24 protein-coding genes are annotated in these 25,627 nt (G+C 67.4%); 9 read left to right on the forward strand and 15 right to left on the reverse strand.

Annotated features, from left to right (window positions below; translation table 11 throughout):
- Window positions 1-149: 149 nt before the first annotated feature.
- Window positions 150-1,493 (reverse strand): lyase family protein, encoded by a 1,344-nt coding sequence (locus tag CK498_RS20235; protein ID WP_095622677.1) that lies wholly within the window; start codon window positions 1,491-1,493, stop codon window positions 150-152.
- Between the two features lie 122 nt (window positions 1,494-1,615).
- On the opposite strand from CK498_RS20235, the gene CK498_RS20240 reads away from it, so the two are divergent.
- The 4 genes from CK498_RS20240 (at window position 1,616) to CK498_RS20255 (ending at window position 5,276) form a co-directional block, all read left to right on the forward strand.
- Window positions 1,616-2,407 (forward strand): IclR family transcriptional regulator domain-containing protein, encoded by a 792-nt coding sequence (locus CK498_RS20240; protein ID WP_176475853.1) that lies wholly within the window; start codon window positions 1,616-1,618, stop codon window positions 2,405-2,407.
- A 34-nt stretch (window positions 2,408-2,441) separates the two neighbouring features.
- Window positions 2,442-3,221 carry an IclR family transcriptional regulator gene (locus CK498_RS20245; RefSeq protein ID WP_095622678.1) on the forward strand — a complete coding sequence of 260 codons (780 nt, stop codon included), beginning with the start codon at window positions 2,442-2,444 and terminating at the stop codon, window positions 3,219-3,221.
- 23 nt (window positions 3,222-3,244) lie between these two features.
- The gene (locus tag CK498_RS20250) at window positions 3,245-4,195 is read left to right on the forward strand and encodes an AEC family transporter (protein WP_095622679.1); all 951 of its coding nucleotides are present in this window, start codon (window positions 3,245-3,247) and stop codon (window positions 4,193-4,195) included.
- A 190-nt stretch (window positions 4,196-4,385) separates the two neighbouring features.
- A complete protein-coding gene (locus CK498_RS20255) occupies window positions 4,386-5,276 on the forward strand; it encodes a DMT family transporter (protein WP_095622680.1) in 891 nt (296 codons plus the stop codon).
- A 7-nt stretch (window positions 5,277-5,283) separates the two neighbouring features.
- On the opposite strand, the gene CK498_RS20260 is transcribed toward CK498_RS20255, so the two are convergent.
- The 9 genes from CK498_RS20260 to CK498_RS20300 form a co-directional block, all read right to left on the reverse strand.
- Complete coding sequence (locus CK498_RS20260) at window positions 5,284-5,967, reverse strand: NapC/NirT family cytochrome c (RefSeq protein ID WP_095622681.1); 684 nt, start codon at window positions 5,965-5,967, stop codon at window positions 5,284-5,286.
- Entirely contained in the window at window positions 5,964-6,452 is a 489-nt protein-coding gene (locus CK498_RS20265; RefSeq protein WP_095622682.1) for a nitrate reductase cytochrome c-type subunit, read from the reverse strand. Before CK498_RS20265 ends, CK498_RS20260 begins: the two co-directional genes overlap by 4 nt.
- A 23-nt stretch (window positions 6,453-6,475) precedes the next feature.
- On the reverse strand, window positions 6,476-8,980 hold the full coding sequence (gene napA, locus CK498_RS20270; protein ID WP_095622683.1) for a nitrate reductase catalytic subunit NapA: 2,505 nt from the start codon (window positions 8,978-8,980) through the stop codon (window positions 6,476-6,478).
- A complete protein-coding gene (locus CK498_RS20275; protein WP_095622684.1) occupies window positions 8,980-9,258 on the reverse strand; it encodes a chaperone NapD in 279 nt (92 codons plus the stop codon). Before CK498_RS20275 ends, napA begins: the two co-directional genes overlap by 1 nt.
- Window positions 9,255-9,773 carry a ferredoxin-type protein NapF gene (gene napF / locus CK498_RS20280; protein WP_095622685.1) on the reverse strand — a complete coding sequence of 173 codons (519 nt, stop codon included), beginning with the start codon at window positions 9,771-9,773 and terminating at the stop codon, window positions 9,255-9,257. Before napF ends, CK498_RS20275 begins: the two co-directional genes overlap by 4 nt.
- 12 nt (window positions 9,774-9,785) lie before the next feature.
- On the reverse strand, window positions 9,786-9,959 hold the full coding sequence (gene napE / locus CK498_RS20285; protein ID WP_095622686.1) for a periplasmic nitrate reductase, NapE protein: 174 nt from the start codon (window positions 9,957-9,959) through the stop codon (window positions 9,786-9,788).
- A 181-nt stretch (window positions 9,960-10,140) separates the two neighbouring features.
- Entirely contained in the window at window positions 10,141-10,587 is a 447-nt protein-coding gene (gene aroQ, locus CK498_RS20290) for a type II 3-dehydroquinate dehydratase (protein WP_095622687.1), read from the reverse strand.
- On the reverse strand, window positions 10,587-11,450 hold the full coding sequence (locus tag CK498_RS20295; RefSeq protein ID WP_095622688.1) for a shikimate dehydrogenase family protein: 864 nt from the start codon (window positions 11,448-11,450) through the stop codon (window positions 10,587-10,589). The genes aroQ and CK498_RS20295 overlap by 1 nt, the downstream gene beginning before the upstream one ends.
- A 22-nt stretch (window positions 11,451-11,472) precedes the next feature.
- A complete protein-coding gene (locus CK498_RS20300) occupies window positions 11,473-13,317 on the reverse strand; it encodes a bifunctional sugar phosphate isomerase/epimerase/4-hydroxyphenylpyruvate dioxygenase family protein (protein WP_095622689.1) in 1,845 nt (614 codons plus the stop codon).
- A 248-nt stretch (window positions 13,318-13,565) separates the two neighbouring features.
- Here CK498_RS20300 and CK498_RS20305 point away from each other — a divergent pair, with 248 nt between their 5' ends.
- The 4 genes from CK498_RS20305 (at window position 13,566) to CK498_RS20320 (ending at window position 17,326) form a co-directional block, all read left to right on the forward strand.
- Complete coding sequence (locus CK498_RS20305) at window positions 13,566-14,573, forward strand: tripartite tricarboxylate transporter substrate binding protein (RefSeq protein WP_095622690.1); 1,008 nt, start codon at window positions 13,566-13,568, stop codon at window positions 14,571-14,573.
- A gap of 63 nt (window positions 14,574-14,636) precedes the next feature.
- Window positions 14,637-15,110, forward strand: coding sequence for a tripartite tricarboxylate transporter TctB family protein (locus CK498_RS20310; RefSeq protein ID WP_095622691.1), 474 nt, complete (start codon window positions 14,637-14,639; stop codon window positions 15,108-15,110).
- 33 nt (window positions 15,111-15,143) lie between these two features.
- Window positions 15,144-16,646 (forward strand): tripartite tricarboxylate transporter permease, encoded by a 1,503-nt coding sequence (locus CK498_RS20315; RefSeq protein ID WP_095622692.1) that lies wholly within the window; start codon window positions 15,144-15,146, stop codon window positions 16,644-16,646.
- Between the two features lie 11 nt (window positions 16,647-16,657).
- Entirely contained in the window at window positions 16,658-17,326 is a 669-nt protein-coding gene (locus tag CK498_RS20320) for an HAD family hydrolase (RefSeq protein WP_095622693.1), read from the forward strand.
- On the opposite strand, the gene glnE is transcribed toward CK498_RS20320, so the two are convergent.
- From glnE to trmB, 5 genes are all read right to left on the reverse strand, one after another.
- Window positions 17,323-20,313: a bifunctional [glutamate--ammonia ligase]-adenylyl-L-tyrosine phosphorylase/[glutamate--ammonia-ligase] adenylyltransferase gene (gene glnE / locus CK498_RS20325; RefSeq protein ID WP_095622694.1), complete on the reverse strand. Its 2,991-nt coding sequence runs from the start codon at window positions 20,311-20,313 to the stop codon at window positions 17,323-17,325. The genes CK498_RS20320 and glnE overlap by 4 nt on opposite strands.
- Window positions 20,314-20,407: 94 nt before the next feature.
- On the reverse strand, window positions 20,408-20,779 hold the full coding sequence (locus CK498_RS20330; protein ID WP_095622695.1) for a diacylglycerol kinase: 372 nt from the start codon (window positions 20,777-20,779) through the stop codon (window positions 20,408-20,410).
- Window positions 20,780-20,875: 96 nt separating this feature from the next.
- Window positions 20,876-22,336: a D-alanyl-D-alanine carboxypeptidase/D-alanyl-D-alanine endopeptidase gene (dacB, locus tag CK498_RS20335; RefSeq protein WP_095622696.1), complete on the reverse strand. Its 1,461-nt coding sequence runs from the start codon at window positions 22,334-22,336 to the stop codon at window positions 20,876-20,878.
- Window positions 22,337-22,350: 14 nt separating this feature from the next.
- Window positions 22,351-22,680, reverse strand: coding sequence for a DMT family transporter (locus CK498_RS20340; RefSeq protein ID WP_095622697.1), 330 nt, complete (start codon window positions 22,678-22,680; stop codon window positions 22,351-22,353).
- Between the two features lie 29 nt (window positions 22,681-22,709).
- On the reverse strand, window positions 22,710-23,414 hold the full coding sequence (gene trmB, locus CK498_RS20345; protein WP_095622698.1) for a tRNA (guanine(46)-N(7))-methyltransferase TrmB: 705 nt from the start codon (window positions 23,412-23,414) through the stop codon (window positions 22,710-22,712).
- Window positions 23,415-23,737: 323 nt separating this feature from the next.
- On the opposite strand from trmB, the gene CK498_RS20350 reads away from it, so the two are divergent.
- Window positions 23,738-25,618, forward strand: a complete 1,881-nt coding sequence (locus CK498_RS20350) for a beta-ketoacyl synthase (protein WP_095622801.1) — start codon at window positions 23,738-23,740, stop codon at window positions 25,616-25,618.
- Window positions 25,619-25,627: the final 9 nt, after the last annotated feature.

Below are 25,627 nucleotides of genomic sequence, written 5' to 3' on the forward strand. Positions count from 1 at the left end.
TCGGGTTCGCCCTGCTTTGTGCGCATTGCGAACTTAGGTTTGTGATACGAACAAAATAATCCCTTCACCCACGACCGTCAAACCACGAAAAAGGGAAGGCCGCGGCCTTCCCCTTTTGGTTTTATGAAAACCACTTTATTTACAATTAACTAGCTTCCCTCTAGCCAACTGACGGCGCGCTTGACCTGCTGCTGGCTACTACCAATGTATAACCTCGGGTCGCAGGCTCGGGCGAGCTCATCGGCAGCGACCTTGCCGCTGATCTCGGCGTGCTCGGCCAGCACCTCGGCATAGCCGCGCCCTTCTCGTCGGGCCGTCTCGGCGGCTTCGGCGGCAATGCGCTTGGCGGCGTCCTGACCCAGCGCCGGCGCCAGCAGCTTGGCCACCGGCTCGGCCATGATCGCGCCGCCAGTCACCGCCAGGTTCCGCTGCATCGCCTCGGCGTTCACCTCCAGGCCTTCGAGCAGTACCGCCGCCTGCTCCAGGGCGCCCTCCAGCAGCAGCGCGCTGTCGATCAGCGGCGACCACTCGGCGTGCCACTCGCCGAGGCCGCGCTCAAGCGGCTGGGCGGCGGCGTTGAGCAGCACCGTGGTGTGGCCGTGCACCTGGCGCGCCGCGCCGCGGATCAGCGCACAGCGCACCGGGTTGCGCTTGTGCGGCATCGACGACGACTCACCCATGCCCTCGCCAGCGGGTTCGGCGACCTCGCCAAACTCGGTCTGGGTCAGCAGCGCCACGTCGAGGGCCAGCTTCTCCGCCGCCCCGGCCGCGGCATCCAGCGCCGTGCCCAGCGCATGGATCGGCTGGCGGTCGGTGTGCCAGGGCAGCACCGGAGCGGCCAGGCCAAGGCGCTCGGCGATGCTGTCCATCAACGTCAGACCCAGGTCATCCCAGCCCGGCCCGTCTAAACCAGAGTGCACGCCCACCGCGCCGCCGAACTGTACCGGCAGCGCGACCCCGGCCAGGCGACGGCGGGCCTGCTCGAGGCCCAGCGTCCATTGCGCCACCCGCACCCCGAAGGTGGTCGGCAGCGCCTGCTGCATCAGGGTGCGCCCCACCATCACGGTCTGGTCATGGACCTGCATCAGTGCGATGCCCGCTACCCGGCAGCGCACCAGCAGCGCATCGAGCCGCGCCAGGCGCGACTTGAGCAGCAGCATCAGGGCGCTGTCGACCACGTCCTGGCTGGTCGCCCCCTGGTGGAAGTAGCGCTTGAGCTCATCGGGCAGCGCCGCGCGGGCCTGCTTGACGAAGGGAATCGCCACGTTGCCGCCGCTGGCCACGCCGGCAGCCAGAGCGTCGAGATCGAAAGGGTGGCCCGCGAGGCGCTCGCGCAGCCGTTGACTGGTGCCGGCGGGCAGCGCGGCCTCGGCCTCCTGGGCCTCGGCCAGGGCCAGTTCGAAGGCCAACATGGCCTTAACCATGGCCTGGCCGTGGCAAGCGGCCAGGCCGTCGGCGCTCATGAAAGGGTGTTGGATCAGGGCGGCGGGCATGGGAATCTCCGTGGACAGGGCAGCACTTTACTTACGCATCATTCGAACAACTGTTCGCACTTCGAACAATATGCTAGATTGAAGGCTGCCCCAACAGCAACATCGATAAGGATAACGACGGCATGAACGCCCCCATCCAACAGGATACGCTGCAGCCGGACGACCGCGACTTCGTGACGGCGCTAGCCAGCGGCCTGGAAGTCATCCTCGCCTTCGACGGCGCCAACCCGCGCATGACCCTCAGCGAAGTGGCCGCCCGCACCGGCATGAACCGCGCCCGCGCGCGGCGTTTCCTGCTCACCCTGCACTCGCTGGGCTATGTGCGCAAACAGCAGCGCTACTTCGAGCTGGCGCCCAAGGTGCTGCAGCTTGGCTACTCGTTCCTGTCGGCCAACAACTACCGCAGCGTGATCCAGCAGTATCTCGAGGATATCACCGCCGAGATCGGCGAGTCCTCCTCGTTGGGCGTGCTGGATGGCGACGAGGTGATCTATGTGGCGCGCTCAGCGGCCAAGCATCGCCTGATGGCGATCACCCTCTCGGTGGGCACCCGGCTGCCCGCCGCGCACACGTCCATGGGCCGGGTGTTGCTGGCTCAGCTACCCGATGCCGAGCTTGACGCCTACCTCGAGCGCGTGGTGCTGGAGCGCTACACCGACAAGACCATCACCGACAAGGACGAACTCAAGGCTTGTGTGCTCAAGGTGCGCAAGCAGGGCTATGCGGTCTCCGACCAGGAACTGGATTCCGGCCTGCGTTCGCTGGCGATACCGGCCTTCGATGCCAACGGCCGGTTGCTGGGCGCGATCAACATCAGCACCAACGCCGCACGCATCGACCTCGAGACCCTGACCGGCCATTTCCTGCCGCTGCTGCAGAAGAAGGCACGGCTGATCCGCACCCACGTCAGCTGAGCCACTCACTCGTCGTCATCGAAGGATCCAGACCATGGCTCTCAGCCTGATCGAGCGCACCCTGGGTGTACTGGAAACACTGTCTCGTGATGCCCGCGGCCTGCCCCTGCAGAGCATCGCCGAACAGCTCGAGATTCCCAAGAGCGCCGTCCACCGCATCTGCTCCGAACTGATTCGCCTCGGCTATGTCCGCCAGGACCCCGCCAGCCACTACTACCTGCTGTCGACGCGGCTGATGGCGATGGGCTTCCACTACATGGCGATCAGCGGCACCAGCGACATCGTCCAGCCGATCCTCGACCACCTCGCCGCCGAGTCCGGCGAGATGGTGCGCCTGGGGGTGGTCGAGGGCCAGCGCCAGATCTGGATCGCCAAGGCCCAGGGCGCCCGCAGCGGGCTGCGCTACGACCCCGACATGGGCCGCGAGGCGCCGCTCTACTACACCGCCTCGGGTCACGCCTGGCTGGCCAGCCTCAGCGACGAGGACGCCATCGCCCTGGTCGAGGCCCAGGGCATCGGCAACCCCGACGACTACGGCCCCAACGCCCCGCGTAGCCACGCCGAGCTGCTCGAGCGGCTCGAGCGCGCCCGCGCCAGCGGCTACAGCTGGCAGGTCGACAACGCCGGCGCCGGCACCTCGGCGCTGGCGGCCGTGGTGCGCCACCCCCGCGACGGCCACGTGATCGGCGTGCTGAGCATCGCCGGCCCCAGCGTGCGCCTCACCGAGTCGCAGATGCACGCCCTGGCGCCCAAGCTGCTCAAGGCCGCCGAGGAGCTGTCGCAGACCAGTCAGGCGTCCAACGTCTTCAGTTAACGCTCGCTGGCAAGGAGGCCTGAATGCTCGCGATCCTGGGTATCACCACACCGATCTTCCTGCTCATCGGCCTCGGCTACCTGGCCATGCGCCTGCGCATCACCAGCCGCGAGCAGATGCAGGGCGTGAGCACCTTCGTACTCTACTTCGCGCTGCCGGCGCTGGTGATCCGCGCGCTCACCGAGTATCCGCTGGAGGAGGTGGTGCATCTCGGCTACCTGCTGGCCTACGGCCTCGGCTCGGCGCTGATCTTCCTGTTCGCCCTGCTGCTGACGTGGCGCTGGCAGCGCCAGCCGCTGACCACCAGTGCCTTGCATGCGCTGGGCATGACCGCCTCCAACAGCGGCTTCATCGGTTTCCCGGTGGCGCTGATGGTGCTCGGCTCGCCGGCGGCGGTGTTCCTGGCGCTGAACATGCTGATCGAGAATTTGCTGGTGATCCCCGCCGCGCTGATCCTCGCCGAACTGGGCAGCCAGCGCGGCGCCAGCCTGGGTGCCGCGCTGCGCCAGACCGCCCAGCGCCTGGTGCGCAACCCGATCCTGATCGGCCTGGCCCTGGGTGTCATGCTTTCGGCCAGCGGAGCGTCGCTACCCGGCCCGCTCTACCGCGTGGTTGACATGCTGGCCACTGCGGCGGCACCGGCGGCGCTGTTCGTGATCGGCGGCGCCCTCTACGGCCTCAAGCCCAAGGGCATGGGCCGCGACATCGGCCAGATCGTGCTCGGCAAGCTGGTCCTGCATCCGCTGGCGGTGCTGGCAATGATCCTGCTGCTGCCGCCCATGGACCCGCTGCTGATGGCCGGCGCCCTGTTGTTCGCCTGCGCGCCGATGATCAGCGTCTATCCGCTGTTCGGCCAGCGCTACGGGGTCGGCGATATCACCGCCGCGGCGATGATGGTCACCACCCTGGCTTCCTTTATTACCCTCAGCCTGGCGATCTGGCTGCTAAGCCTGGCGGGCCTGCTGCCTGGCTAGGGCAGCGACCACTTCATTGCCAGCTTGCGAACTTTTGTGCGCCTTGCAAACACCGCATGGCTAGCTTAGCCTACTGGAACCAAGTTCCAGTATTTTTATTGGCGCGTGTTCTCACCGCTGCATCGGGCCATGCTCAGCGCTGATCAAGATAGCCTGCTAACATAATGGTTCATCACGATCCGGGAGCCCCATGGCGACACCCCCCAGCCTCACCGTACAACTGCCCGGCGACCGCCCGCTACGCGGCATCGGCTTTATGCTCGCCGCCGGGCTGCTGTTCGTGCTGCTCGATACCGGCGTCAAGCTGCTCGGCCAGGACTACTCGCCTATCCAAGTGGTGTGGGCACGCTACGCCGGACACATGCTGGTGCTGGGCGGCTATCTCATCTGGCTGGGGTGGCCGCGCTGCCGCGCGCTGATGCACACCGAGTCGCTACTCGGGCAGGTGCTGCGCGGCCTGCTGCTGTTCGGCGCCAGCACCTTCGCCTACCTGGCGCTGCGCGACCTGCCGCTGTTGCAGGTCTATGTGGTCAATTTCAGCGCGCCGCTGCTGGTGACCCTGCTGGCGATTCCGCTGCTCAAGGAGCGCGTGACGCTCGCTCGGGGCGCAGCGGTGGTGGTGGGCTTCATCGGTGTGATCATCGCCGTGGGGCCTGTCGACTGGCGCGCCCAGCCCGCGGCACTGCTGCCGTTCGGCATGACGCTGTGCTTCGCGCTCTACCAGCTGACCACACGGCGCTTCGGCCGCCACGACCACCCGCTGACCTCGCTGTTCTACGCCGGCCTGGCCGGCGCCCTGGTCAGCAGCGCCGTGGTGCCGCTGTTCTGGACGCCCATCGCGCTGGGCGACCTGCCGCTGTTCCTGATGGTCGGGCTGCTCGGCGCGGTCAGCCAGCTGGCGCTGATCCTGGCCATGCGCTGCGCGCCGGCCTCGCTGGTCTCGCCGTTCCTCTACACCCAGATCGTATGGGCCTCGCTGTTCGGCTACCTGGTGTTCGGCGACGTGCCGCTACTGCAGGTCTACCTCGGCGCCGTGCTGATCATCGGCGCCGGGATATTTCTCGCTACGCGGCGGACTTGAGCGAAGCCTAAGGCGCTGTCAGTTGACTGGGCTTGGCCGCCTCGGCGCGACCCAGATGCGTCACCCAGGAGATCACGTCGGGAATGCCCGCTTCCAGGGCGGCCGCCTCGTAGCCGCCGTGATGCCCGGCGGGCAGGTCGTGGGCGATGCCCTTGTGACAGTCGATGCAGGTCGCTTCGCCGCTGGCCAACGAGGTGGAGTGGGCGCGGGCCGCGCGGCTGCTCTGGGCGGTGAAGTCCATGTGCTCGAACTCATGACAGTTGCGGCACTCCAGCGAGTCGTTGGCCTCGAGCCGCGCCCATTCGCGCTGGGCCAGCTCCAGGCGTTTCTCCTCGAACTGCTCCTCGGTGCGGATGCTGCCGAACACCCAGCCCCACACCTCCTTGGAGGCCTCCATCTTGCGCGCGATCTTGTGGGTCCAGCCGTGGGGCACATGGCAGTCGGCACACTGCGCCCTGACCCCGGAGCGGTTGGTGTAGTGGATGGTGTCCTGCATCTCGCGCAGCGGATTGCGCTCCATCTCGTGGCACGCCACGCAGAACTGCTGGGTATTGGTGGCCTCCATGGCGGTGTTGAAGCCGCCCCAGAAGATGATCCCGGCGATAAAGCCGCCCAGGGTCAGGAACCCCAGGCTGAAGTGCACGCTGGGGCGGGTGAGCAGCCGCCAGTAGCGGCCCAGCCAGCGCTTCATGGCTCACCTCCCTGGCTTTCGCGGAGCATCTCACCGAGCACCTGGTCGACGGTCTGGAAGCGGTTTTCTACCAGCGGCGCGGCGTCGGTCTGGGGCACGTGGCACTGGGTGCAGAAGTAGCGGTCGGGGGAAACCGCCGCCAGCACCTGCTTGTGGCGGTCCATAAAGTGGGTGACGCTGACCATCGGCGCCCCGGCGCTCACCGCGTTCTCGCGGCTGTGGCAGGTCAGACACTGGTTGTGGCGCAGGTCGACCTGGTAGTCGCGAATATTGTGCGGCACCACCGGCGGCTGCTCGGGGTAGTTGAGCACCTCGCGCCCCGACTCGCGGGACTGGCCGGCCATCGGCGGCGCCGGCTGGGTCTCGGCCACCGTGCCGCCCTGGCGCAGGCCGTCCGGTGCCGAGGCCCGATAGTGCTCCTCGGCGAGTGTCACGCCTGCCCAAGCCAAGGTGGCGGAGAGGCATAGAGCGGTAAGCCTTTTCATCGCATGTCTCCTTGCTGGCGGCCTCAGGCCAGGTTGAGCAGCTCCAGGCGCACCGCACACTTCTTGAAGTCGGTCTGCTTGGAGATCGGGTCGGTGGCGTCCAGCACCAGCTTGTTGATCAGCCGGTTGGCGTCGAAGAACGGTACATAGACCAGCCCCTGGGGCGGCCGCACCCGGCCGCGCGTCTCGACCCGCAGGCGGATCTCGCCACGGCGGCTGGTGACCTTGACCTCGCTGCCGCGCCGCACACCCTCGGCGCGAGCGTCCTCGGGGTGCATATAGAGCAGCGCCTCGGGCACCGCGCGGTGCAGCTCCGGCACCCGGCGGGTCATCGAGCCGGTGTGCCAGTGCTCCAGCACCCGACCGGTGCACAGCCAGTAGGGGAAGTCGTCGTCGGGGCGCTCCGGGGCCGGCTCGTCGGGCACCGCGAAGATCAGCGCGCGGTCGTCGGGCTTGGCGTAGAACTGCACGCCGCGGCCCTCCTCGACGTAGGGGTCGTAGCCCTCGCGGTAGCGCCACAGGGTCTCCTGGCCGCCGACTACCGGCCAGCGCTTGCCGCGGGTCTGGTGGTAGACGTCGAAGTCGTCGAGGTCCTTGCCCTTGCCGCGCCCGAAGCGGGCATACTCCTCGAACAGTCCCTTCTGGACGTAGAAGCCCAGCTCCTCGGCCTCCTGGTTGGCGTAGCCCTCCTCCATGTCGGAGAGCGGGTAGCGGTCGACCTGGCCGTTGGCGTAGAGCAGCTCGAACAGCGTCTTGTCGCGCAGCTCGGGGGCCGCTTCAAGCAGCTCCTCCGGCCACACCTCGTCGACGCGGATGCGCTTGGCCAGCGCCAGGGTCTGCCACAGGTCGGAGCGCGCCTCGCCGGGGGCGTTGACCAGCTGGTGGAAGAACTGGGTGCGTCGCTCGGAGTTGCCGAAGGCGCCCTCCTTCTCGACCCAGCTGGCGGCCGGCAGGATCAGGTCGGCGGACTGCGCCGAGGCGGTGGGATAGATGTCCGAGACGATCACGAAGGCCTCGGGGTTGCGCCAGCCAGGCAGGATCTCCTGCATGGTGTTGGGGCCGGCGTGCATGTTGTTGCATACCTGGGTCCAGTAGACCTTGATCTCGCCGTCCTTGAGCTTGCGGCTCTGCTCCACGGCATGAAAGCCGACCCGCTCGGGGATGGTGCCCTCGGGCAGCAGCCAGATCTCCTCGGCGTCGCGGCGATGCTCGGGGTTGGTGACCACGCGGTCGGCGGGCAGGCGGTGGGCAAAGGTGCCCACTTCGCGGGCGGTGCCGCAGGCCGAGGGCTGGCCGGTGAGCGAGAAGGGGCTGTTGCCGGGCTCGGAGATCTTGCCGGTGAGCAGGTGCAGGTTGTAGATCAGATTGTTCACCCACACCCCGCGGGTGTGCTGGTTGACGCCCATGGTCCAGAAGGTCATGACCTTGGTGTCGGGGTCGGCGTAGAGCTCGGCGAGCTGCTGCAGGCGATTCTCCGACACGCCGGACTCCCGCGCGGCGCGCTCGAGGGTGTAGTCGGCGACGTAGTCGGCGAACTCATCGAAGCTCATCTCCGACCAGGAGTTGGCATTGTCGGCGTTGGCCGCGGCCTGCTGCAGCGGATGCTCGTCGCGCAGGCCGTAGCCGATGTCGTCCACCCCCCGGGCGAAGCCGACGTGGCTAGCGACGAAGTCGCGATCGACGTTGCCGCTCTGGATGATGTGGTTGGCGATGTAGTTGAGGATCACGATATCGGCGTTGGGCGTCATCACCATGGGGATGTCGGCCAGGTCGAAGCTGCGATGCTCATAGGTCGAGAGCACCGCCACCCGGGTATCCGGGTAGGAGAGCCGGCGGTCGGTGACCCGGGTCCACAGCACCGGGTGCATCTCGGCCATGTTCGAGCCCCACAGCACGAAGGCGTCGGCATGCTCGATATCGTCGTAGACGCCCATCGGCTCGTCGGAGCCGAAGCTGCGCATGAAGCCGAACACCGCCGAGGCCATGCAGTGGCGGGCGTTGGGATCGATGTTGTTGGTGCGCAGGCCGGCCTTGAACAGCTTGCTGGCGGCATAGCCTTCCCAGATCGTCCACTGCCCGGAGCCGAACATCGCCACGCTATCCGGACCGTGCTCGCGGATCGCCTGCTTGAACTTGTCGGCCATCACGTCCAGCGCCTCGTCCCAGGACACCGCCTCGAAGTCACCGTCCTTGGCATAGGCGCCGTTGCGCTTGCGCAGCAGCGGCTGGGTCAGGCGGTCCTCGCCGTAGAGGATCTTCGACAGAAAGTAGCCCTTGACGCAGTTCAGCCCGCGGTTGACCTCGGAGTGGATATCGCCGTGGGTGGCGACGATGCGGTCGTTCTGGGTGGCGACCATGACGCTGCAGCCGACCCCGCAGAAGCGGCACGGCGCCTTGTTCCAGTTGAGCCGGGTCAGCTCGGCGTTGGTGATCAGGTTGGTGGCCCCGGCGGGGATCGCGATCCCCGCGCTGGCGGCGGCCACGGCGGCCGCATTGGCCTTTACGAATTCGCGACGTGTCAGTTTCATCATGCCCCCTCATGCGGTTCATCGGCACTGGCCGGGTCGAGCAGCTGGTGGTAGACCAGCGCCGCGCCGAGCACGCCGGGCCGTGTCTGTACGGCATCGATCAGGTCGAGCGCACGACTCTCCTGAAGACTCTCCACCACCGCCACCAGCTTGCCCGCAGCGTCCTCGCCACGGACCTCGCAGCCGCCGGCGGCATTCAGCCAGGCGGCCACCTCCGCCAGCCGCGGCGGCCGGACATGGACGATGAAACTGGCGATATGCAGCGTCTCTTGGCTCATCGGCGCGCTCCGGGTTGCACTGGGCCGTTGTCGGCCAGGGTGATGGCATCGTTAGGGCACACCGCCAGGCAGGCCCCACAGCCGCGGCAGGCCTCGCTGTCGATATGCGGCTGCGGCGGACGACCCAGCGCCGGCGGAAAGCGGATGGCGCGCCACTCGCAGGCGTCCTGGCAGGCCTGGCAGTGAATCTGTGCCAGCGCCAGGCAGTTGGCCTCGAGCTGCGCGTGCCAGGCAAACGCCTGGCGCTGGGTATCGAAGACGTCCGCTTCGCACACCGCAGCGCAGTCGCCGCACAGCGAGCAGCCGTCGGTATCGAAGCGGATCTCGGGGAAACCGCCGCCGCCGCGTACCAGCACGCCCTCCGGGCAGGCGTCGATGCAGGCATCGCAGCCGGTGCAGCGCTGGGTCAGGTCATCGGCAGTCCATGGTGGCCGGCGCACAGAGGGGCGGCCGCTCAAGGTGCGGAAGAACTGGCGGCGATCCGAATGGCGGTGAGCCTTGTTGTTATGGGTCATGACGTCACCGACTCAACCGGGAGGGCCGGGTGGGCCGGCGATCATCTGGTAGATCCACACCGCGAAGCCGTAGCTGCCGACCACCGCCACGGCGAGGATCGGGAACAGCAACACGCAGATGAACAGAAACAGCTTCAGCTCTTGTCGCTTGCGCACCGACGGCGCGGCGCTGTCGGGGTCGCTCATGGCACTTTCCTCGCTGGGTGTGGGCCTGGCCGGATGTGACAAACCACCGCATACCCTTGTCAGCCTAGCGAAGACAGCCCCCTATGCCAGTTGACGCAGATCAAGCTTTTATCAGACAGCCTGAAACGCCGCGAGCCCGCCATAGGGCGGGCTCGCGGTCGGGCATCAAGCTAGCCTGGATTCAGGCGTCGGCGGCCTTGATCAGCGCGTCCAGGGCGGCCAGGTAGCCCTGGCTGCCGAGGCCGGCGATCACCCCGTCGGCACGCAGCGAGACGTAGGAGTGGTGGCGGAAGCTCTCGCGCTTGTGGACGTTGGAGAGATGCACCTCGATGACCTTGCCGTCGAAGGCGTTGAGGGCGTCGAGGATCGCCACCGAGGTGTGGGTGAAGGCGGCGGGGTTGATGATGATCGCCGCGGTGCCGTCGAGCCTGGCAGCGTGGATGGCATCGATCAGCGCGCCCTCGTGGTTGCTCTGCAGCGCCTTGACCTCCCAGCCGTTGAAGGCGGCCTTCTCATACAGGCTGTTGTTGATATCGTCGAGGGTCTCGTGGCCGTAGATCTCCGGCTCGCGAGTGCCCAGCAGGTTGAGGTTGGGGCCATGCAGCACCAGCACCTTGGCTTGGCTCATCAGTCGCTCTCCTTGAGCAGTTCACGCCGATAGTGGGCGAAAAGGGTCAGCGCCTGGGCGTCGGCGGCGGCGCGCTTGGCTTCATCCTCGCAGAACAGCTTGAAGGCGTCGACGCCCTGGAACACGAACAGGCTGACGCCGCTCATTACGCTGGCACCGGCGGCCTGGGCGGCGGCGACGAACTCGGTCACCGCCGGCACGTAGACCGCATCGAAGATCCAGTGGTGCGCCGCCACCAGCGCCTTGGGCAGCGGGCAGCCGGGGCTCTTCTCGTGGCCGATGGGGGTGCAGTTGACCAGCCCATCGCAGCGCGGCACGGTGGCAGCGAGCTCATCGCGACCGATGATCGAGGCGTTGAAGCCCTGGGCAGCGAGTTCGTCGGCGAGCTGGCGCGACTTGGCCGCGTCGAGGTCCATCAGGATCACCTCGCTGGCGCCGAGCTTGCCCAGCGCAAAGGCCGCCGCCTTGCCCACCCCGCCGGTGCCCAGCAGCAGCACCCGCCCCGGCGCCCGCTCGCCGAGGGTAGCGCGGTAGCCGCTGATAAAGCCGGTGAAGTCGGTATTTTCGGCGACGATCTCACCGGCATCGAAGACCAGAGTATTGGCCGCGCCGATCATGCGTGCCCCCTCAGTCGGGCGAGTGGCCAGGCGCACTGCCTCCTCTTTCCAGGGGAAGGTGACGTTGACCCCGCGGTAGCCGGCGGCGCGCACCTCGTCGACCTGGCTGGCCAGGGAGTCGATGGGTTGCTCGTTGGCGTCGAACAAGTCATAGCTGGCGGGAATCCCGGTCAGCTGGCCGAGTCGTACGTGCAGGTCCGGCGAGCTGGAGTTCATGATGGCCTTGCCGATCAAACCCAGTTTCATAGCTGATCTCCTGATAGCAGCGCTAGCGCTGGGCGGATTGAGCGGCGAGCCGGATACCGGCATTGGCGGCACCGAACTGGTGATAGCCGCCGCGGCGCTCGACGATCTCGAAGAAGAAGCGTCCCGAGAAGGTCTCGGTATAGGCGTGGAAGAATTCGCCCTCGTCGCTGCGGTCGTAGAGGATATTGCGCGACTGCATGGCCTCGAGCAGCGCCGCATCGAGGTCGTAGCGGGCCTCGAGGTCGTCATAGTAGTTCTGCGGGATGCGCAGCAGCGGCAGGCCGCGCGCCTTGAGCGCATCGACGCTGGCGAAAATATCGCGACTGGCGAAGGCGATCTGCTGCACGCCACCCTGGAACTGACTCAGGAAGCGTCCCGGCAGTGTCTCGCTGGCCTGGGAGACGGTCAGCGGCAGGCGGATCGAGCCCTCGGGGCTGGTCACCGCCTGGCTGAGCATCAACCCATGGGGGTCGACGATCTCGTGCTCGGTCTCGGCGTCGAAGCCGAACACGGTGCGATAGAATAGCTGCCAGCCGAGCAGTTGGGTCGCCGGTAGCACGTAGGAGAGGTGGTCGACCCGGGTCAGGCCGGCTTCATCTCGGCTGTCCTGGTCGAACAGTTCGAAGTCGGTGCGCCACTGCAGGTCGCTGGCGGCCTGGTCGTCGACCAGATACACCAGGCTACCCTCGATGCCGCGCAGCGCGGGAATCTCCATCTCGCCTTCGCCGACCTGGCTGCGGAAGGTCTGGGCCTGGAAGGCCTTGGCCCGCGCCAGCGCCTTTTCCACATCGTCGACCCGGAAGCCCACCGCACACACCGCGGTGCCGTGCAGCAGGCGAAAGGTGTGGGCAAAACTGTCGGTCTCGAAGTTGAGCACCAGATGCATATCGCCCTGCTTCCACAGTTCGACGTTCTTCGAACGGTGGCGTCCCACGTGGCGAAAACCCAACGCATCGATAAACTCGCCGAGCGGCGCGGCGCTTTCCTCGTCGAGGGTGAACTCGATGAAATGAATGCCGTTATACTGTGGCGCCGGCGGGATGCGACTGGCCCAGGGGCCCTCCTCGACCAGGTTCTCGAGCAGGATCAGCGAGCGCAGACCATCGCGGGCGGTGGCCTCGGTGGGCCCGGCGCGGAAGGCGTCGTTGAAGATCTCCAGCGATAGCGGGCCGGCGTAGCCGGTCTTGGCCAGCACGGCCATGAAGTCGCGCAGCGGCAGGCGGCCCTGGCCGGGGAAGCAGCGGAAGTGACGGCTCCACTGCAGCACGTCCATGTCCAGCTGGGGCGCATCGGCCACCTGCACGAAGAAGATCTTGTCGCGGGGAATACGCGCGATGGCCGCGAGATCGTGGCCGCGGGAGAGGATGTGGAAGCTGTCGAGCACGATACCCAGCGCCGGATGATCGGCGCGGCGTACCACCTCCCAGGCGTCGCGGTAGTCGGAGATATGGCGCCCCCAGGCGAGTGCCTCGAAGCCGATGCGGATGCCGCGCTTGGCGGCCCGCTCGGCCAGCTCGCGCAGGTCGGCCGCGGCCTGGCCGAGGTCGTCCTGGCACTGCGGCGAGACGTTGCTGCAGACCAGTAGGAAGTCGGTGCCGAGTTCTTCCATCAGGTCGAACTTGCGCTCAGCGCGCTGCATGTTGCGGCTGCGCTGCGGCTCGGGCATGGCCTCGAAATCGCGAAATGGCTGGAAGGCGACGATCACCAGCCCCAGCGACGTACACAGCCCGCGCAGCTCGGCAGGGGAGCCGTCGAAGGAGAGCAGATCGTTCTCGAAGATCTCCACGCCCTCGAAGCCGGCGCGGGCAATGGCTTCCAGCTTGGTTCTCAGGTCGCCGCTAAGGCAGACGGTGGCAATGGCGCGCATGCTGTCCTCCGGGCCGCGGGTGGCGGAGCACTGCCCATCCCCTGCGGCGATTGTCGATATGGCACTCTTGGCAGGGCGACACGAACCCGGCGTGGCCATTTGCCGGCCTAAGACCTTAGTCGCATCGCCCTCATCATGCATTGACAGTTCTGGAAAGGAATTCTAGTTTGTTCGCTATTAGCACGCAAGTTCGACAACCGAACAACTCGACACATCAACACAACAAACAGATGTATCCGGAGGACACCATGTTCAGACCTACGCTTAGCGCCCTCGCCGTTGCCATCGGCACCCTCGGCATCGCCGCTGCCGCCATCGCCGACTACCCCGAACGCAATATCCAGGGCACCATCCAGTGGGGCGCAGGTGGCGCCACCGACAACGTGATCCGCAGCCTCACGCCCCACGTCGAGGAGGCGCTGGGCACCACCATCGTGCTGACCAACCGCGCCGGCGGCACCGGCGTGATCGGCATGAACCACGTCATGAACCAGCGCCCGGACGGCTATAACCTGCTGTTCGGCGCCGAGAACCCGCAGCTCTACCCGCTGATGGGCCTGGCCGACTTCACCTATGACGACATGCACGCCGTCAATATCATCGGCCAGGGCCTGGTAGTGATCGCCACCCACCCCGACAGCCCCTTCGAGGACTTCGGCGAGCTGCTCGAGTACGCCAAGGAGAATCCCGGCGAGCTGCGCATGGGCGGCACCGGCGCCGGCGGCCTGCCGAGCACCGTACACGCCATGATCAATGCGGTAGACGAACTCGATATCCGCGACGTGACCTTCGGCGGCGATGGCCCCGGTGTCACGGCGCTGCTCGGCGAGCATATCGACTTCATGCCGCTGAGCCTGTCGGCGGTGGCCGAGCAGATCCGCGGCGGTCGCCTCAAAGGCCTCGCGGTGCTCTCCGACCAGGAGGTCGAGGACCTGCCGGGCGTACCGCCAATCACCGCGGCGCTGCCGGGGATCGAGTCGTTCCTGCCGTGGGGGCCGTTCTGGGGCGTGTTCGTCCACCAGGACACACCGGATGACATCAAGGCAGTGCTCGAGGATGCCTACTACAATGCCGTGGCCTCGGACGAGTTCCAGCAGTTCCTCGACGACTTCGGCGGCGCCCCACTCAACCTGTCAGGCGATGAAGCCCTGCAGTACCTCGACAATTGGCAGTCGGTGACCGCCTGGTCGATGTACGACGCCGAAGCGGAAACCATCGAGGTCTCTCCGGAGGAGCTCGGTATCCCGCACCCGTAACCTTTCCCCCGGTCGCAGCCTGGGCAGGCCCAGCATTGCTGGGCCTGCCCGACGGAGTTTCGCATGGACAACAAACCCGACAAGCTACAGGTCGGCGAGCGCGTCTTCGACTGGCTACTGCTGCTGTTCAGCGGTGCCGTCTTCTACCACGCCTACCAGATCACCGGCTTCTCTTCGATCAACTCGGCCGGGGCCTTTCCCATCGGCCTATCGCTGATCCTGATCGCCTCCTCGATCGCCGTGCTGGCCGGCCACCGCCGCAAGCAACGGCCCGACACCCAAGGCGCACTGGACGAGTTCAAGGCGTTCCTGCGGCAGCATTTCCCGTTCAACGTGCTGGTGTTCTCGGCGCTGGCAGTGGCCTACCTGATCGCCATCGAGCCGGCCAGCTTCTTCCTCAGCACCTTCGTTTTTCTAGTGCTGGCGATGATCTTCCTGCGCCGCGGTAAGGCGGTCACCTCGCTGCTCACCGCGACCGGCGCAATTGCCGTGATCTACGTGCTGTTCACCGTGGTGTTCCGCGTCTACCTGCCGTAAACGGCGCAGCCCCCTGACCCAACGAGGCATCGCATGAGTGATACCTTCTCCTATCTGTTGATGGCCTGGCTCGACCCCCAACTGCTGGCCCTGACCGCCCTCGGCACCCTGGCCGGCATCTACGTCGGCGCCATTCCCGGGCTGTCGGTGACCATGGCGGTGTCGATCCTGATTTCCTTCACCTTCTCCTGGGACATCAACAACGCCCTGGCGCTGATGGTGGGCATCTACGTCGGTGGGGTCTACGGCGGCTCGCGTACCGCCATCCTGCTCAATATCCCCGGCTCTCCGGCGGCGCTGACCACCGCCTTCGATGGCTACCCGTTGGCCCAGCGCGGCGAAGCCGGCCGCGCCATCGGCCTGAGCACCGTGATGTCGGTGATCGGCGGCTTCGTGGGGGTGGCGATCCTTGCCGCCACCGCGCCGATGCTCTCCGACCTGGCACTGCGCTTCGCCCCCCGCGACTACTTCCTGATCGCGCTGCTCGGCCTGCTGCTGGTCAGCACGCTGTCGGGCAAGTCGCTGGCGCGGGGCATCTTCGCCGTAGCCCTCGGCGGGGTCATCGGCCTGGTGGGCATGGACCCGGTCACCGCCCAGGGCCGCTTCACCATGGGTAACATGAACCTGCTGGGCGGCATCCACTACGTGGTGGTGATGATCGGCCTGTTCGGCGTCGCGGAGGCCTTCTACCAACTGCACCATCTCAATACCGTGCCGGTGAAGCAGAAGGTCGACAAGATCGTGCCCTCCTTCAACATGGTAGCCAAGTACCTGCCGCTATCGATCCGCACCTCGGTGATCGGGGTGATCGTCGGCGCCCTGCCCGGCACCGGCGGCGACATCGCCTCGCTGTTCGCCTACGACCACGCCAAGCGCACCGTCAAGCACCCCTCGCGGCCATTCGGCGAAGGCGCCTATGAGGGGCTGGTGGCGCCGGAGACCGCCAACAACGCCGCGGTAGGCGGCGCCTATGTGCCGATGCTGACGCTGGGCATGCCCGGCGATGCGGTGACCGCGGTGATCATCGGTGCACTGGTGATCCACGGCCTCAACCCCGGTCCGATGCTGATGGTCGAGACCCCGCATATCTTCTGGTTCACGGTGGGCAACCTGGCGCTGGCCAATATCTTCCTGCTGGTGTTCGGCCTGACCGGCATCAAGCTGTTCTCGAAGATCGTCGAGCTGCCCAAGGCGGTGCTGATCCCGCTGATCCTGGTGCTGTGCGTAGTTGGCACCTACTCGATCAACAGCAACATGACCGAGGTCTACTGGATGCTCGGCTTCGGCATCCTCGGCTACTTCCTCAAGGTGTTCGGTTTCCAGATGGGCCCGATCATCCTGGGAGTGATTCTCGGCCCACTGCTCGACGAGACCTACCGCCAGGCGATGTCGTCGGTGGGCGATAACATCGGTGAATTCCTGCTGGCACTGGTCGTCAATCCGCTGTCGTTGGTGCTGACCAGCGTGATCGTCCTGGTGCTGCTGGGCAACACACCGGCCAAGCGGCTGCTGCTGGAACGCCTGTCGCGGCGCTGAGTGACACCAGGATGGTTGAGCTTCTAACCCACCCGCGTGCCGCGCTGGTATTCGACTTCGACGGGGTGATCCTCGACTCGGCAAGCCTCAAGCGCGAAGCCTTCGCCGCGTTATATGACGACTACCCCGCCGCCCAACAGGAGGCCATCAGGGCCTACCTGGGGCGCCGCGGCGGCCAGCCGCGGGAGGTCAAGTTCCGCCATATCGAGTCGCACATTCTGGGCCGCGACGTGCGTCCGGCCGATATCGACGCCCTTTGCGCCCGCTTCAAGGCAGTGGTCGCGGCGCGCATCCAGGTCGCCCCGGCGATCGCCGGGGCGCTCGAGTTCCTGAGCCGCTGGCACGGCCGACTGCCGCTCTACCTGCTGTCGGCGACGCCTGGGGTTGAGCTGCGTGAGATCGTCGAGCAGCGCGACCTGGCGCGCTACTTCGAGGCGGTGATCGGCGCGCCGCCGGACAAGATCACCGGCATGCGCAACCTGCTCGAGCGTTACCGCCACCCAGCGGCGCACACGGTGATGATTGGCGACTCCTACAACGACTACCGCACCGCCCGCGGCAATGGCACTCACTTCGTCGGCATCTGCGCCGCCCCGAGTGCCTCACCGTTCCCCGACGACGTGGTCACCACCCCCGACCTGCACGGCCTGGAGGCGGCACTGGCCAGGCTCTCGGCTTAGGTGGTCGTGCTGTTTTCCGCCTCGCCCATCCAGCGCTGCCAGACCCGGCGCACCAGTTCGCGGTGCGCCGCCACCTCATCGGCATCGACGACCCGCTCAGCCTTGGTCAGCGCGGCGCGGTGGGTGGCGTGGCGGTAGGCCAGGTAGGCGTCGCGCAGCCCCTGGGCTTCGTCGGCGGGCAGCCGCTGGCAGGCCTCGAGGGTCTCGAGCAGGCGCATGTTGTCGCTCCAGCGCAGCAGCTCGGGGGCATCGGCGCTCATCGCCAGCACCGCGAACTGGCACAGGAACTCGATATCGACCATGCCCCCGGCGTCCTGCTTGAGGTCGAAACGCCCGGCCTGGCGCGCGCTGGCCTTGCTGCCCAGATGCTCACGCATCTTGTGGCGCATCTTGACCACCTCCTCGCGCAGCGAGGCGAGGTCGCGCCGCGCGCCGAGAATCTCGCTGCGAATGGCCTCGAAGCGCTCGCCGAGATGGCGGTCGCCGGCCACCACCCGGGCACGCACCAGCGCCTGGTGCTCCCAGGTCCAGGCCTGGTGCCGCTGGTAGTCGGCGAAGGCCTCCAGCGGCGTGACCAGCAGCCCGGCGTTGCCCGACGGCCGCAGTCGCATGTCGACCTCGTAGAGCGCACCGGCCGGGGTCACCGCGGTGAGCAGGTGAATGATGCGCTGGCCGAGGCGGGTGAAGAACACCGGGTTGTCGATCGGCCGCGGCCCGTCGGTGGTGCCTTGGGAGGCGGCGTCGTGGATGAACACCAGGTCGAGGTCCGAGCCGTAGCCGAGTTCGATGCCACCCAGCTTGCCGTAGCCGACGATGATGAAGTCGGTGTCGCCGGGCACGCCGTCGCGCCGTGCCGGGCGGCCGTGCTTGCGGGTCAGGTGTTTCCAGGCCATCGCCAATACCTGCTCGAGGACCACCTCAGCGATATAGGTGAGGAAGTCGCTGACCTTCATCAGCGCGCGGGCACCGGCGATATCCGAGGCCGCCACGTGCAGCACCTGGGCGTGCTTGAAGATCCGCAGCGCCTCGAGCTGGGCCTCCTCGTCGTCTTCTGGGATGCGCCCCAGCGCCTGGCGCAGCTCGTCGGCCAGGTGCTGCTTGTCAGCCGGGGTGTAGAGGGTGGCCGGGGTCAGCAGCTCGTCGAGCAGGATCGGGTGGCGGGCGAGCTGCTCGGCGATCCAGGGGCTGGCCGCGCACAGCCGCATCAGGTGGCTGAGGGCCTGGGGGTTCTCGCGCAGCAGCGCCAGGTAGGCGGTACGCCGCAGCACCGCCTCGATCAGCGGCAGCACCCGCTCGAGCACCAGGTCCGGGGCCTCGCTGTCGGCCATCGCCGCGAGCAGCATCGGCATCAGCGCATCGAGGCGCTCGTAGCCGATGCGCTGCATGCTCTTCACCGCCCGCGATTCGCGCAGTGCCGTCAGGCGCCGGGCGGCGGCCGGGGCATCGTCGAAACCGGCCCCCTCGAACAGCGCCAGGATATCATCGTCATCCATGACGCCGCGCCACAGCCCGCGCCACTCGTCCAGGTCAGGCTCGTCGTCGCCTTCGGCGGCGTCTCCCACTTCCTCTTCGGGGTCGGCAATCACCGCATCGAAGTGGCCGCGGATGCGCCCGCGGACCTCATCGAGACGCGCGATCAGTGCCGGCCAGCCCTCCATGTCCAGCGCCAGGGCGACCCGCTCACGCTCCTCGTCATGCTCCGGCAGCGCCTGGGTCTGGCGATCCTCGAGTGCCTGGATAGCGTGCTCCAGGTCGCGCAGAAAGGCGTAGTCGGGCTCCAGCTCGTCGACCACCGCCTGGGGCAGCAGGCCCAATGCCGGCAGGATCTGCATCGCCTGGCGCAGCGAGGTGACCTGCAGCTCGGTGTCGCGGCCACCGCGGATCAGTTGGAAAGCCTGGACCACGAACTCGACCTCGCGGATGCCGCCGCGGCCGAGCTTGATGTTGTCATCCATGCCCTTGCGGCGCACCTGGCGGTTGATCATGCCCTTCATCTCGCGCAGCGACTCGATGGCGCCGAAGTCGAGGTAGCGGCGGTAGACGAACGGCCTGAGGCTTGCCAGCAGCTCGTCGCCGGCCTGGCGGTCGCCGGCCACCGGGCGGGCCTTGAGCATGGCGTAGCGCTCCCACTCGCGGCCCTGGTCCTGGTAGTAGCTGGAAAGCGAGCTGAAACTGCCGACCAGCGGGCCGCCGTCGCCCAGCGGGCGCAGCCGCATGTCGACGCGAAAGGCGAAGCCGTCGGCGGTCACGGCATCCAGCGCGCCGATCAGCTTCTGGCCGAGCTTGGTGAAGTACTCCTGGTGGTCGAGCTCGCGCTTGCCGCCCTGAGTGATGCCCTTGTCGGGAAAGGCGAAGATCAGGTCGATGTCCGACGATAGGTTGAGTTCACCGGCGCCGAGCTTGCCCATGCCCAGCACCACCATGCGCTGCGGCTCGCCGTCGCGCTCGGCCGGCAGCCCCCAGCGCTCGGCGTGGTGGGCCTCGAGCCAGCCCAGCGCGCCCTCGAGGCACACCTCGGCGAGGCGCGAGACGCTGGCCGCAGTGGCCCACATATCGATCCCCGGCGGGCGGGTCAGGTCGCGCCACACGATGCCCAGCATGCGCGCCCGGCGAAAGCGCCGGATCACCCGCTGCATGGCCGCCTCGTCGTTGGCCTCCTGGAGCAGTTCGTCGAGCCAGGCGGTCTGGTCCTCGGCGCTGGGCGGCGCGTCGAGTTCATCGGCGGCGTCGAGCTGCATCAGCCAGTCGGGGTAGCGGGTCAGGGTGTCGGTGGCAAAATCGGAGATACACAGCACCCGCGCCAGCTGGGCGCGGCGCGACTCGGACAGCGCCGCCCAACTGGCCCCAGGCCCCTCCTGCTGCTGCATCTCGGCCAGGTTGTCGGCCTGGCTCAAGGTCTCGTCGAGGCGCTGGCTCAGCTGGTCGCGGCGCGCATGCAGCGCCTTAGGCAGGTCGTCGCGGGGCAGGAAGTCATCGGGCAGCGCCATGGGGCTCTCGCAGTCAGCGGCAAATTGCCTTCAGCATAGCGAAGCCCGGCGCCGAGGGTCACCCAATAACATCGCTAGAGACTAATCCGCGGGCTTACCCCATTAGCCGCTGGCCGATCAGCAGCAGCCAGGTGATTCCGGCGAACAGCAGCGCCAGCATCACCGCCGCCGAGCTGATGTCCTTGGCGCGGCCGGAGAGTTCGTGATGCTCGGTGCCGATACGGTCGACCACGTTCTCGATGGCGCTGTTGAGCAACTCGACGATCAGCACCAGCAGGCAGCTGCCGATCAGCAGGATCCACTCCAGCGGGCTGCGACCGATCCAGATCGCCAGCGGCAGCAGCACCAGACACAGCGCCACCTCCTGACGAAAGGCCGTCTCGTTGCGGTAGGCGGCCCTGAGGCCCTTGAGTGAATAGCGGGTCGAGTGCACCAGATGGCGCCAACCGGTATGCCCAGATTTCATCGTTTCGCTCTTGCTATGGAATCGATGCCGCCACGGCGGCACGAGTGACGATAGTAGCAAATCCCACGCGCCCCCGGCGTGGGTCGCCGACGCAGTTCAGTGGGCGCGAATCATGGCATCGAGGTCCTCGGTCAGTGGATCGAGGACCTGGGTCCAGTTCAGCCAGGGTGTGCTCGAGGTGCCGTTGACCAGTACCGTGAAGACGCCCCAGCGGCCGCTGTCGGTGCGAAAATAGCCGCCCACCGAGCGCACCGCGAAGGGCTCGTTCAGGGTGCCGGTCTTGAGCATCACGTTGTTCTGGAAGCGCTCGCCGCCACGGCGGATGAAGCGCGACGGGCCGTTGACCGGGGTCTGCATGCTGGCCAGCAGGTGCGGAAACAGCGCCGGCCGATGGTAGGCATGCTCGAGCAGCGCATTGACCCCCGCCGCCGAGGTGCGATTGGTGGTGGTCAGGCCGCTGCCGCTGTGTAGCGTCAACGGGCCGTGGCCGGGAATCGCCGCGGCGTAGGCCTCGAGCGCCTGGGCGGCCTCTTCCAGCGAGGTCTGCGGCGTCGGCACCAGCCCCAGGTTGAGTACGTCGGCCATGAAGTTGTTGGAGTAGTTCATGGTTCGCAGCACCAGCTCCTGCAGCGGCTTGCCGTCCACCGCCGCCAGCCGGCGCGCGGCGCCGTTGGGCGCCACGCTGGTGGTGACATAGGGCACTCCGGCGGCGTCGCCGCCGACCTCGATGCCCGCCTGGCCAAGCAGCGCCAGCAGCGTCTGGGCGGTCTGCCCGGCGGGATCGGAGCTGGCCCGGTAGATCTCCCGTGGCGAAGCGTTGGCGGCAATCTGACCGCGCAGGATCATGGTGTCACCGCCGGCATCGGTAACGCGCTCGGCATTGAGCTCGGTGGCATTGCCGGCGGCCACGGTGGTGACCTGGTTGTTGATGCCGATCACTGGCTCCACGGTATCGCAGCTCACCACCCTCGCCGCCTCGCCGACGCCGGCAGCGGGATGCACGTTCATGCACCAGCTGCCGTAGTTGACCCCCGCCGAGCTGAGCAGCGCGCTGTAGGTGTTGGCCGAGCGCTCGGCGGTATCGCAGCGGTCACGGGTCACGCACGCCACCGGGCCGAAACGCCACTGACTGACCACCAGCTGGCCGTTGACGCCGCGCACGCCGTGCTGGCGCAGCAGCTGCACCAGCTTCCACAGCTCCTCGGAGACCAGCGCCGGGTCGCCGCCGCCCTCGAAGATCAGGTCGCCCTGCAGGATGCCGTCGGCGTCGATCTCGCCAGCGCTCTTCAGCTCGCTGGTAAAGCGATGCTGCGGCCCCCAGCGCTCCAGCGCCGCCGCCGCCAGGTAGATCTTCGACACCGAGGCCGGCGACAGCTGACGCTGCGGCTCGATCGCGCCCAGCAGTTCGCCGCCGCCATCCAGCAGCCGCGCCTCGGCGCTGATCAAAAAGCCCTGCTCGGTCATGCGTTCGAGGTTGGCAAAGCCGGCGGCCAGCGCCGGCAGCGCCAGCAGTGACAGCAACAGGCCCGCCAGCGGGGCGATAACGCGACGCAGCATGCGCGACTCCTGAATCAGTGGGCCGAAACCTTGGAAAACACCTGGATCACTACCACTCCGCCGACGATCATGGCTAGGCCCAGCAGCGCCGGTACGTCGGGCACTTCGCCATACAACACGATGCCGATCAGCGTGACCAGCACGATGCCGAGCCCGGCCCAGAAGGCATAGGCGATGCCCACCGGCAGGGTGCGCAGCACCAGCGTCAGCATATAGAACGCCGTGGCATAGCCCACCACCACCAGCACGCTGGGCCACAGCCGGGTGAACTCGTTGGATGCCTTGAGGGCACTGGTGGCGATCACTTCGGCAATGATCGCCAGCGCCAGAAAGAGATACGTCATGGCCTGCTCCTGCAAATCGACACGCCAGTCTAGCGCTCGACGCCTGGCATGTCCCGCGGGACCAGATCAGGCCGCCAGGCCAGCGAGGCCGCAAGACGCCACAGCGTCTGGCCGCTGGCGTGGTACTTGCGCTCGAACGGGGTGAGGGGGTCGCCAGCGGGATCGAAGGCGTCGATCGTCGCCGTCACGCCGGTGGCCTGATACAGCGCCTGACCGAACTCCTCGACATAGATCGCCCAATTCGAGCGCAGTTCCAACTGGCCGCCCAAAGCCAGCAGATGCGGCAACACCGGGTGGCCCTGCCAGCGCAGCTTGAGATGCACCGACTTGGGGTAAGGGTTGGGGTAGAGCAGGTAGTGGTAGTCAGGCTGCCAGCCCGCGGCCAGCGCCAGCCGCCAGAAGTCGACCAGATCGGCACGCACCAGCCGGGCGTTGGGTGGCAACGGGCCGTGGTCCCGCGACAGGCGATCGGCGCTGCGGTCGATGCCCAGCACCGCATGCCCGGAGTGACGCAACGCAAGCTGCCGGGTCGAGAGCCCCACGCCACAGCCGGCATCCAGCACCAGCGGCTTGCGCTGCTCGGCCAGCCAGGCCGAGGCAGCGTCGAAGGCGACCCGGGTGTGCTCGGCAATCGGCTTGCGCCAAGGGTGGTCTAGGGCACGCTGCACGCGGCGCTGCAGATCATCGTGGGGCCCGCTCTGACGGGACTGGATACGGCGAGACTCGTCGGACATGGCAGCGCTAAGGTGGTGAAATCAGCGACCATGGTAGCACTTGGCAGCTCGCGTACAGGCCAGTGGGCGCGCAAAAAAACGGCGCATCCCGGAGGACACGCCAACTACCAACTCGTATGACTCAAACAGCCATCTCATCTTAGCGCCGCAGCGCACCATTTTCAAACATTTGTTTTAACACCGCTCTGGCGCCCGCTCATGGCGGCGGCATGACGCCACGCCGACCCCGGTGCTATCATCGCGCCATTCGATAAAAAACGACTCGTAGACACCCACAGCACAACGAGGAACGCGGCTTGTCACAGTTACCGGTGATCGTCGGCATGGGCGGAGTCAACGCCGCCGGCAGAACCTCTGGCCACCAGGCCTACCGTCGCACGGTGCTTGCAGCCCTGCACAAGGACGACCAGGAACAGACCCTGCTGGGCCTGGCCGCCATGATGCGTCTCGCCCAGCCGAGCGAAGACGACACCTGGCAGGATGCCAGCGGCGAGCCGCTGGACGCCGCGGCGCTGGTCGACCGCTTCCGCCAACGGGTCCTCGACCACACTCTGATCCGGCGCATCGAAGACCCACGCTTCAATGAGGACGGCATCCCAGCCAATCGCCAGGCCCAGTTGGCCCTCGACGCGCCGCTGACCTTTCGCGTGCGCCGCCGCCAGCTACCCGACGCACTGCCCGAGACCTGGCAGGTACGTGAGATCGACCGCCACCAACTGGAGGTCAGCGTCCCTGCCGGCAGCCTCGACGTGATGCTGCCCGAGCGGCGCCCGGCCCAGGTACGCGCCGCCGGCCAGCTGCCCAGCGGCTTCGACCCCAGCCGCTTCTATCGCAGCGTGCACCACCCCCGCGGGCTGTCGATGAGCATCTTCGGCGCCTCCGACTGCCTCGGCCAGAGCGGCCTCGACTGGCAGTCGCTGCAGGACCGCCTGGATCCCGACGACATCGCGGTCTATGCCGGCAACTCCATCGGCCAGCTCGACGACCCGGGCTGGGGCGGGCTGCTCAAGAGCTTCGTGTCCGGCAATCGCGCCACGTCCAAGCAGATGCCGCTGGGCTATGGCCAGATGCCGGCCGACTTTCTCAACGCCTACGTGCTGGGCAGCGTCGGCGCCACCGGTGCGGTCCAGGGCGCCTGCGCGAGCTTCCTCTACAACCTGCGGCTAGGCGTCGACGACATCGCCAGCGGCCGCCGCCGGGTGGTGATGGTGGGTACCGCCGACGCACCGATCACCCCCGAGATCATCGAAGGCTTCCGCGCCATGGGCGCGCTGGCCGACGACGACAGCCTCAAGGCTCTCGACGCCCTGGCACTGCTGACCGACGCCGACTACCAGCGCGCCTGCCGGCCGTTCGCCCGCAACTGCGGCTTCACCATCGCCGAGGCCAGCCAGTTCGTGCTGCTGATGGACGACGCCCTAGCGCTGGAGACCGGCGCCCAGATTCTCGGCGCGGTGCCCGGCGTGTTCGTCAACGCCGACGGCTGGAAGCGCTCGATCTCGGCGCCGGGCATCGGCAACTACGTGACCCTGGGCAAGGCGGTGGCGCTGGCCAACGCCATGCTCGGCGAGCAGGCGGTGCGCGAACGCAGCTTCCTGCACGCCCACGGCACCAGCACGCCCAAGAACCGGGTCACCGAGTCGCATGTGTTCGACCGCATCGCCGCGGCCAACGCCATCGACGACTGGCCGGTGGTCGCGGTCAAGGCCTTCGTCGGCCACTCCCAGGGCAGCGCCGCCGGCGACCAGTTGGCCAGCGCCCTGGGCAGCTTCGCCCACGGCTGGCTGCCGGGCATCCCCACCCTTGATGCGGTGGCCGATGACGTCCACGCCGAGCGGCTGCGCTTCTCCCGCGAGCCCCAGGCCTTCGACGCCGACGCCTGTTTCATCAATGCCAAGGGCTTCGGTGGCAACAACGCCACCGGCCTGGTGCTGTCGCCGGCCGCCACCGAGCGGCTGCTGACCAAGCGCCACGGTGCGGCCGCGATGGACGCCTGGCGCACTCGCCGCGAGGCGACCCTGGCGATCAGCGCCACCTACGCACGGCTTGCCGACCGCGGCCACTTCCGGGCACTGTACCGTTTCGGCGAGGGCGTGCTCGAGGGGCCGGAGTTGACCATCAACGCCACGCAGATCGAGATCCCCGGCTATGCACGGCCGGTCTCGCTGGATGTCGACAACCCCTATGGTTCGCTCGACGACTGAGCGCCATCC

It is taken from the genome of Halomonas salipaludis, from assembly GCF_002286975.1.
Taxonomy (GTDB): Bacteria; Pseudomonadota; Gammaproteobacteria; order Pseudomonadales; family Halomonadaceae; genus Franzmannia; species Franzmannia salipaludis.

Coding starts and splice junctions, on each gene's coding strand:
- CK498_RS20235 (WP_095622677.1), bottom strand. CDS start 1,493: ATGCCCGCCGCCCTGATCCAACACCCTTTCATGAGCGCCGACGGCCTG.
- CK498_RS20240 (WP_176475853.1), top strand. CDS start 1,616: ATGAACGCCCCCATCCAACAGGATACGCTGCAGCCGGACGACCGCGAC.
- CK498_RS20245 (WP_095622678.1), top strand. CDS start 2,442: ATGGCTCTCAGCCTGATCGAGCGCACCCTGGGTGTACTGGAAACACTG.
- CK498_RS20250 (WP_095622679.1), top strand. CDS start 3,245: ATGCTCGCGATCCTGGGTATCACCACACCGATCTTCCTGCTCATCGGC.
- CK498_RS20255 (WP_095622680.1), top strand. CDS start 4,386: ATGGCGACACCCCCCAGCCTCACCGTACAACTGCCCGGCGACCGCCCG.
- CK498_RS20260 (WP_095622681.1), bottom strand. CDS start 5,967: ATGAAGCGCTGGCTGGGCCGCTACTGGCGGCTGCTCACCCGCCCCAGC.
- CK498_RS20265 (WP_095622682.1), bottom strand. CDS start 6,452: ATGAAAAGGCTTACCGCTCTATGCCTCTCCGCCACCTTGGCTTGGGCA.
- napA (WP_095622683.1), bottom strand. CDS start 8,980: ATGAAACTGACACGTCGCGAATTCGTAAAGGCCAATGCGGCCGCCGTG.
- CK498_RS20275 (WP_095622684.1), bottom strand. CDS start 9,258: ATGAGCCAAGAGACGCTGCATATCGCCAGTTTCATCGTCCATGTCCGG.
- napF (WP_095622685.1), bottom strand. CDS start 9,773: ATGACCCATAACAACAAGGCTCACCGCCATTCGGATCGCCGCCAGTTC.
- napE (WP_095622686.1), bottom strand. CDS start 9,959: ATGAGCGACCCCGACAGCGCCGCGCCGTCGGTGCGCAAGCGACAAGAG.
- aroQ (WP_095622687.1), bottom strand. CDS start 10,587: ATGAGCCAAGCCAAGGTGCTGGTGCTGCATGGCCCCAACCTCAACCTG.
- CK498_RS20295 (WP_095622688.1), bottom strand. CDS start 11,450: ATGAAACTGGGTTTGATCGGCAAGGCCATCATGAACTCCAGCTCGCCG.
- CK498_RS20300 (WP_095622689.1), bottom strand. CDS start 13,317: ATGCGCGCCATTGCCACCGTCTGCCTTAGCGGCGACCTGAGAACCAAG.
- CK498_RS20305 (WP_095622690.1), top strand. CDS start 13,566: ATGTTCAGACCTACGCTTAGCGCCCTCGCCGTTGCCATCGGCACCCTC.
- CK498_RS20310 (WP_095622691.1), top strand. CDS start 14,637: ATGGACAACAAACCCGACAAGCTACAGGTCGGCGAGCGCGTCTTCGAC.
- CK498_RS20315 (WP_095622692.1), top strand. CDS start 15,144: ATGAGTGATACCTTCTCCTATCTGTTGATGGCCTGGCTCGACCCCCAA.
- CK498_RS20320 (WP_095622693.1), top strand. CDS start 16,658: ATGGTTGAGCTTCTAACCCACCCGCGTGCCGCGCTGGTATTCGACTTC.
- glnE (WP_095622694.1), bottom strand. CDS start 20,313: ATGGCGCTGCCCGATGACTTCCTGCCCCGCGACGACCTGCCTAAGGCG.
- CK498_RS20330 (WP_095622695.1), bottom strand. CDS start 20,779: ATGAAATCTGGGCATACCGGTTGGCGCCATCTGGTGCACTCGACCCGC.
- dacB (WP_095622696.1), bottom strand. CDS start 22,336: ATGCTGCGTCGCGTTATCGCCCCGCTGGCGGGCCTGTTGCTGTCACTG.
- CK498_RS20340 (WP_095622697.1), bottom strand. CDS start 22,680: ATGACGTATCTCTTTCTGGCGCTGGCGATCATTGCCGAAGTGATCGCC.
- trmB (WP_095622698.1), bottom strand. CDS start 23,414: ATGTCCGACGAGTCTCGCCGTATCCAGTCCCGTCAGAGCGGGCCCCAC.
- CK498_RS20350 (WP_095622801.1), top strand. CDS start 23,738: ATGGGCGGAGTCAACGCCGCCGGCAGAACCTCTGGCCACCAGGCCTAC.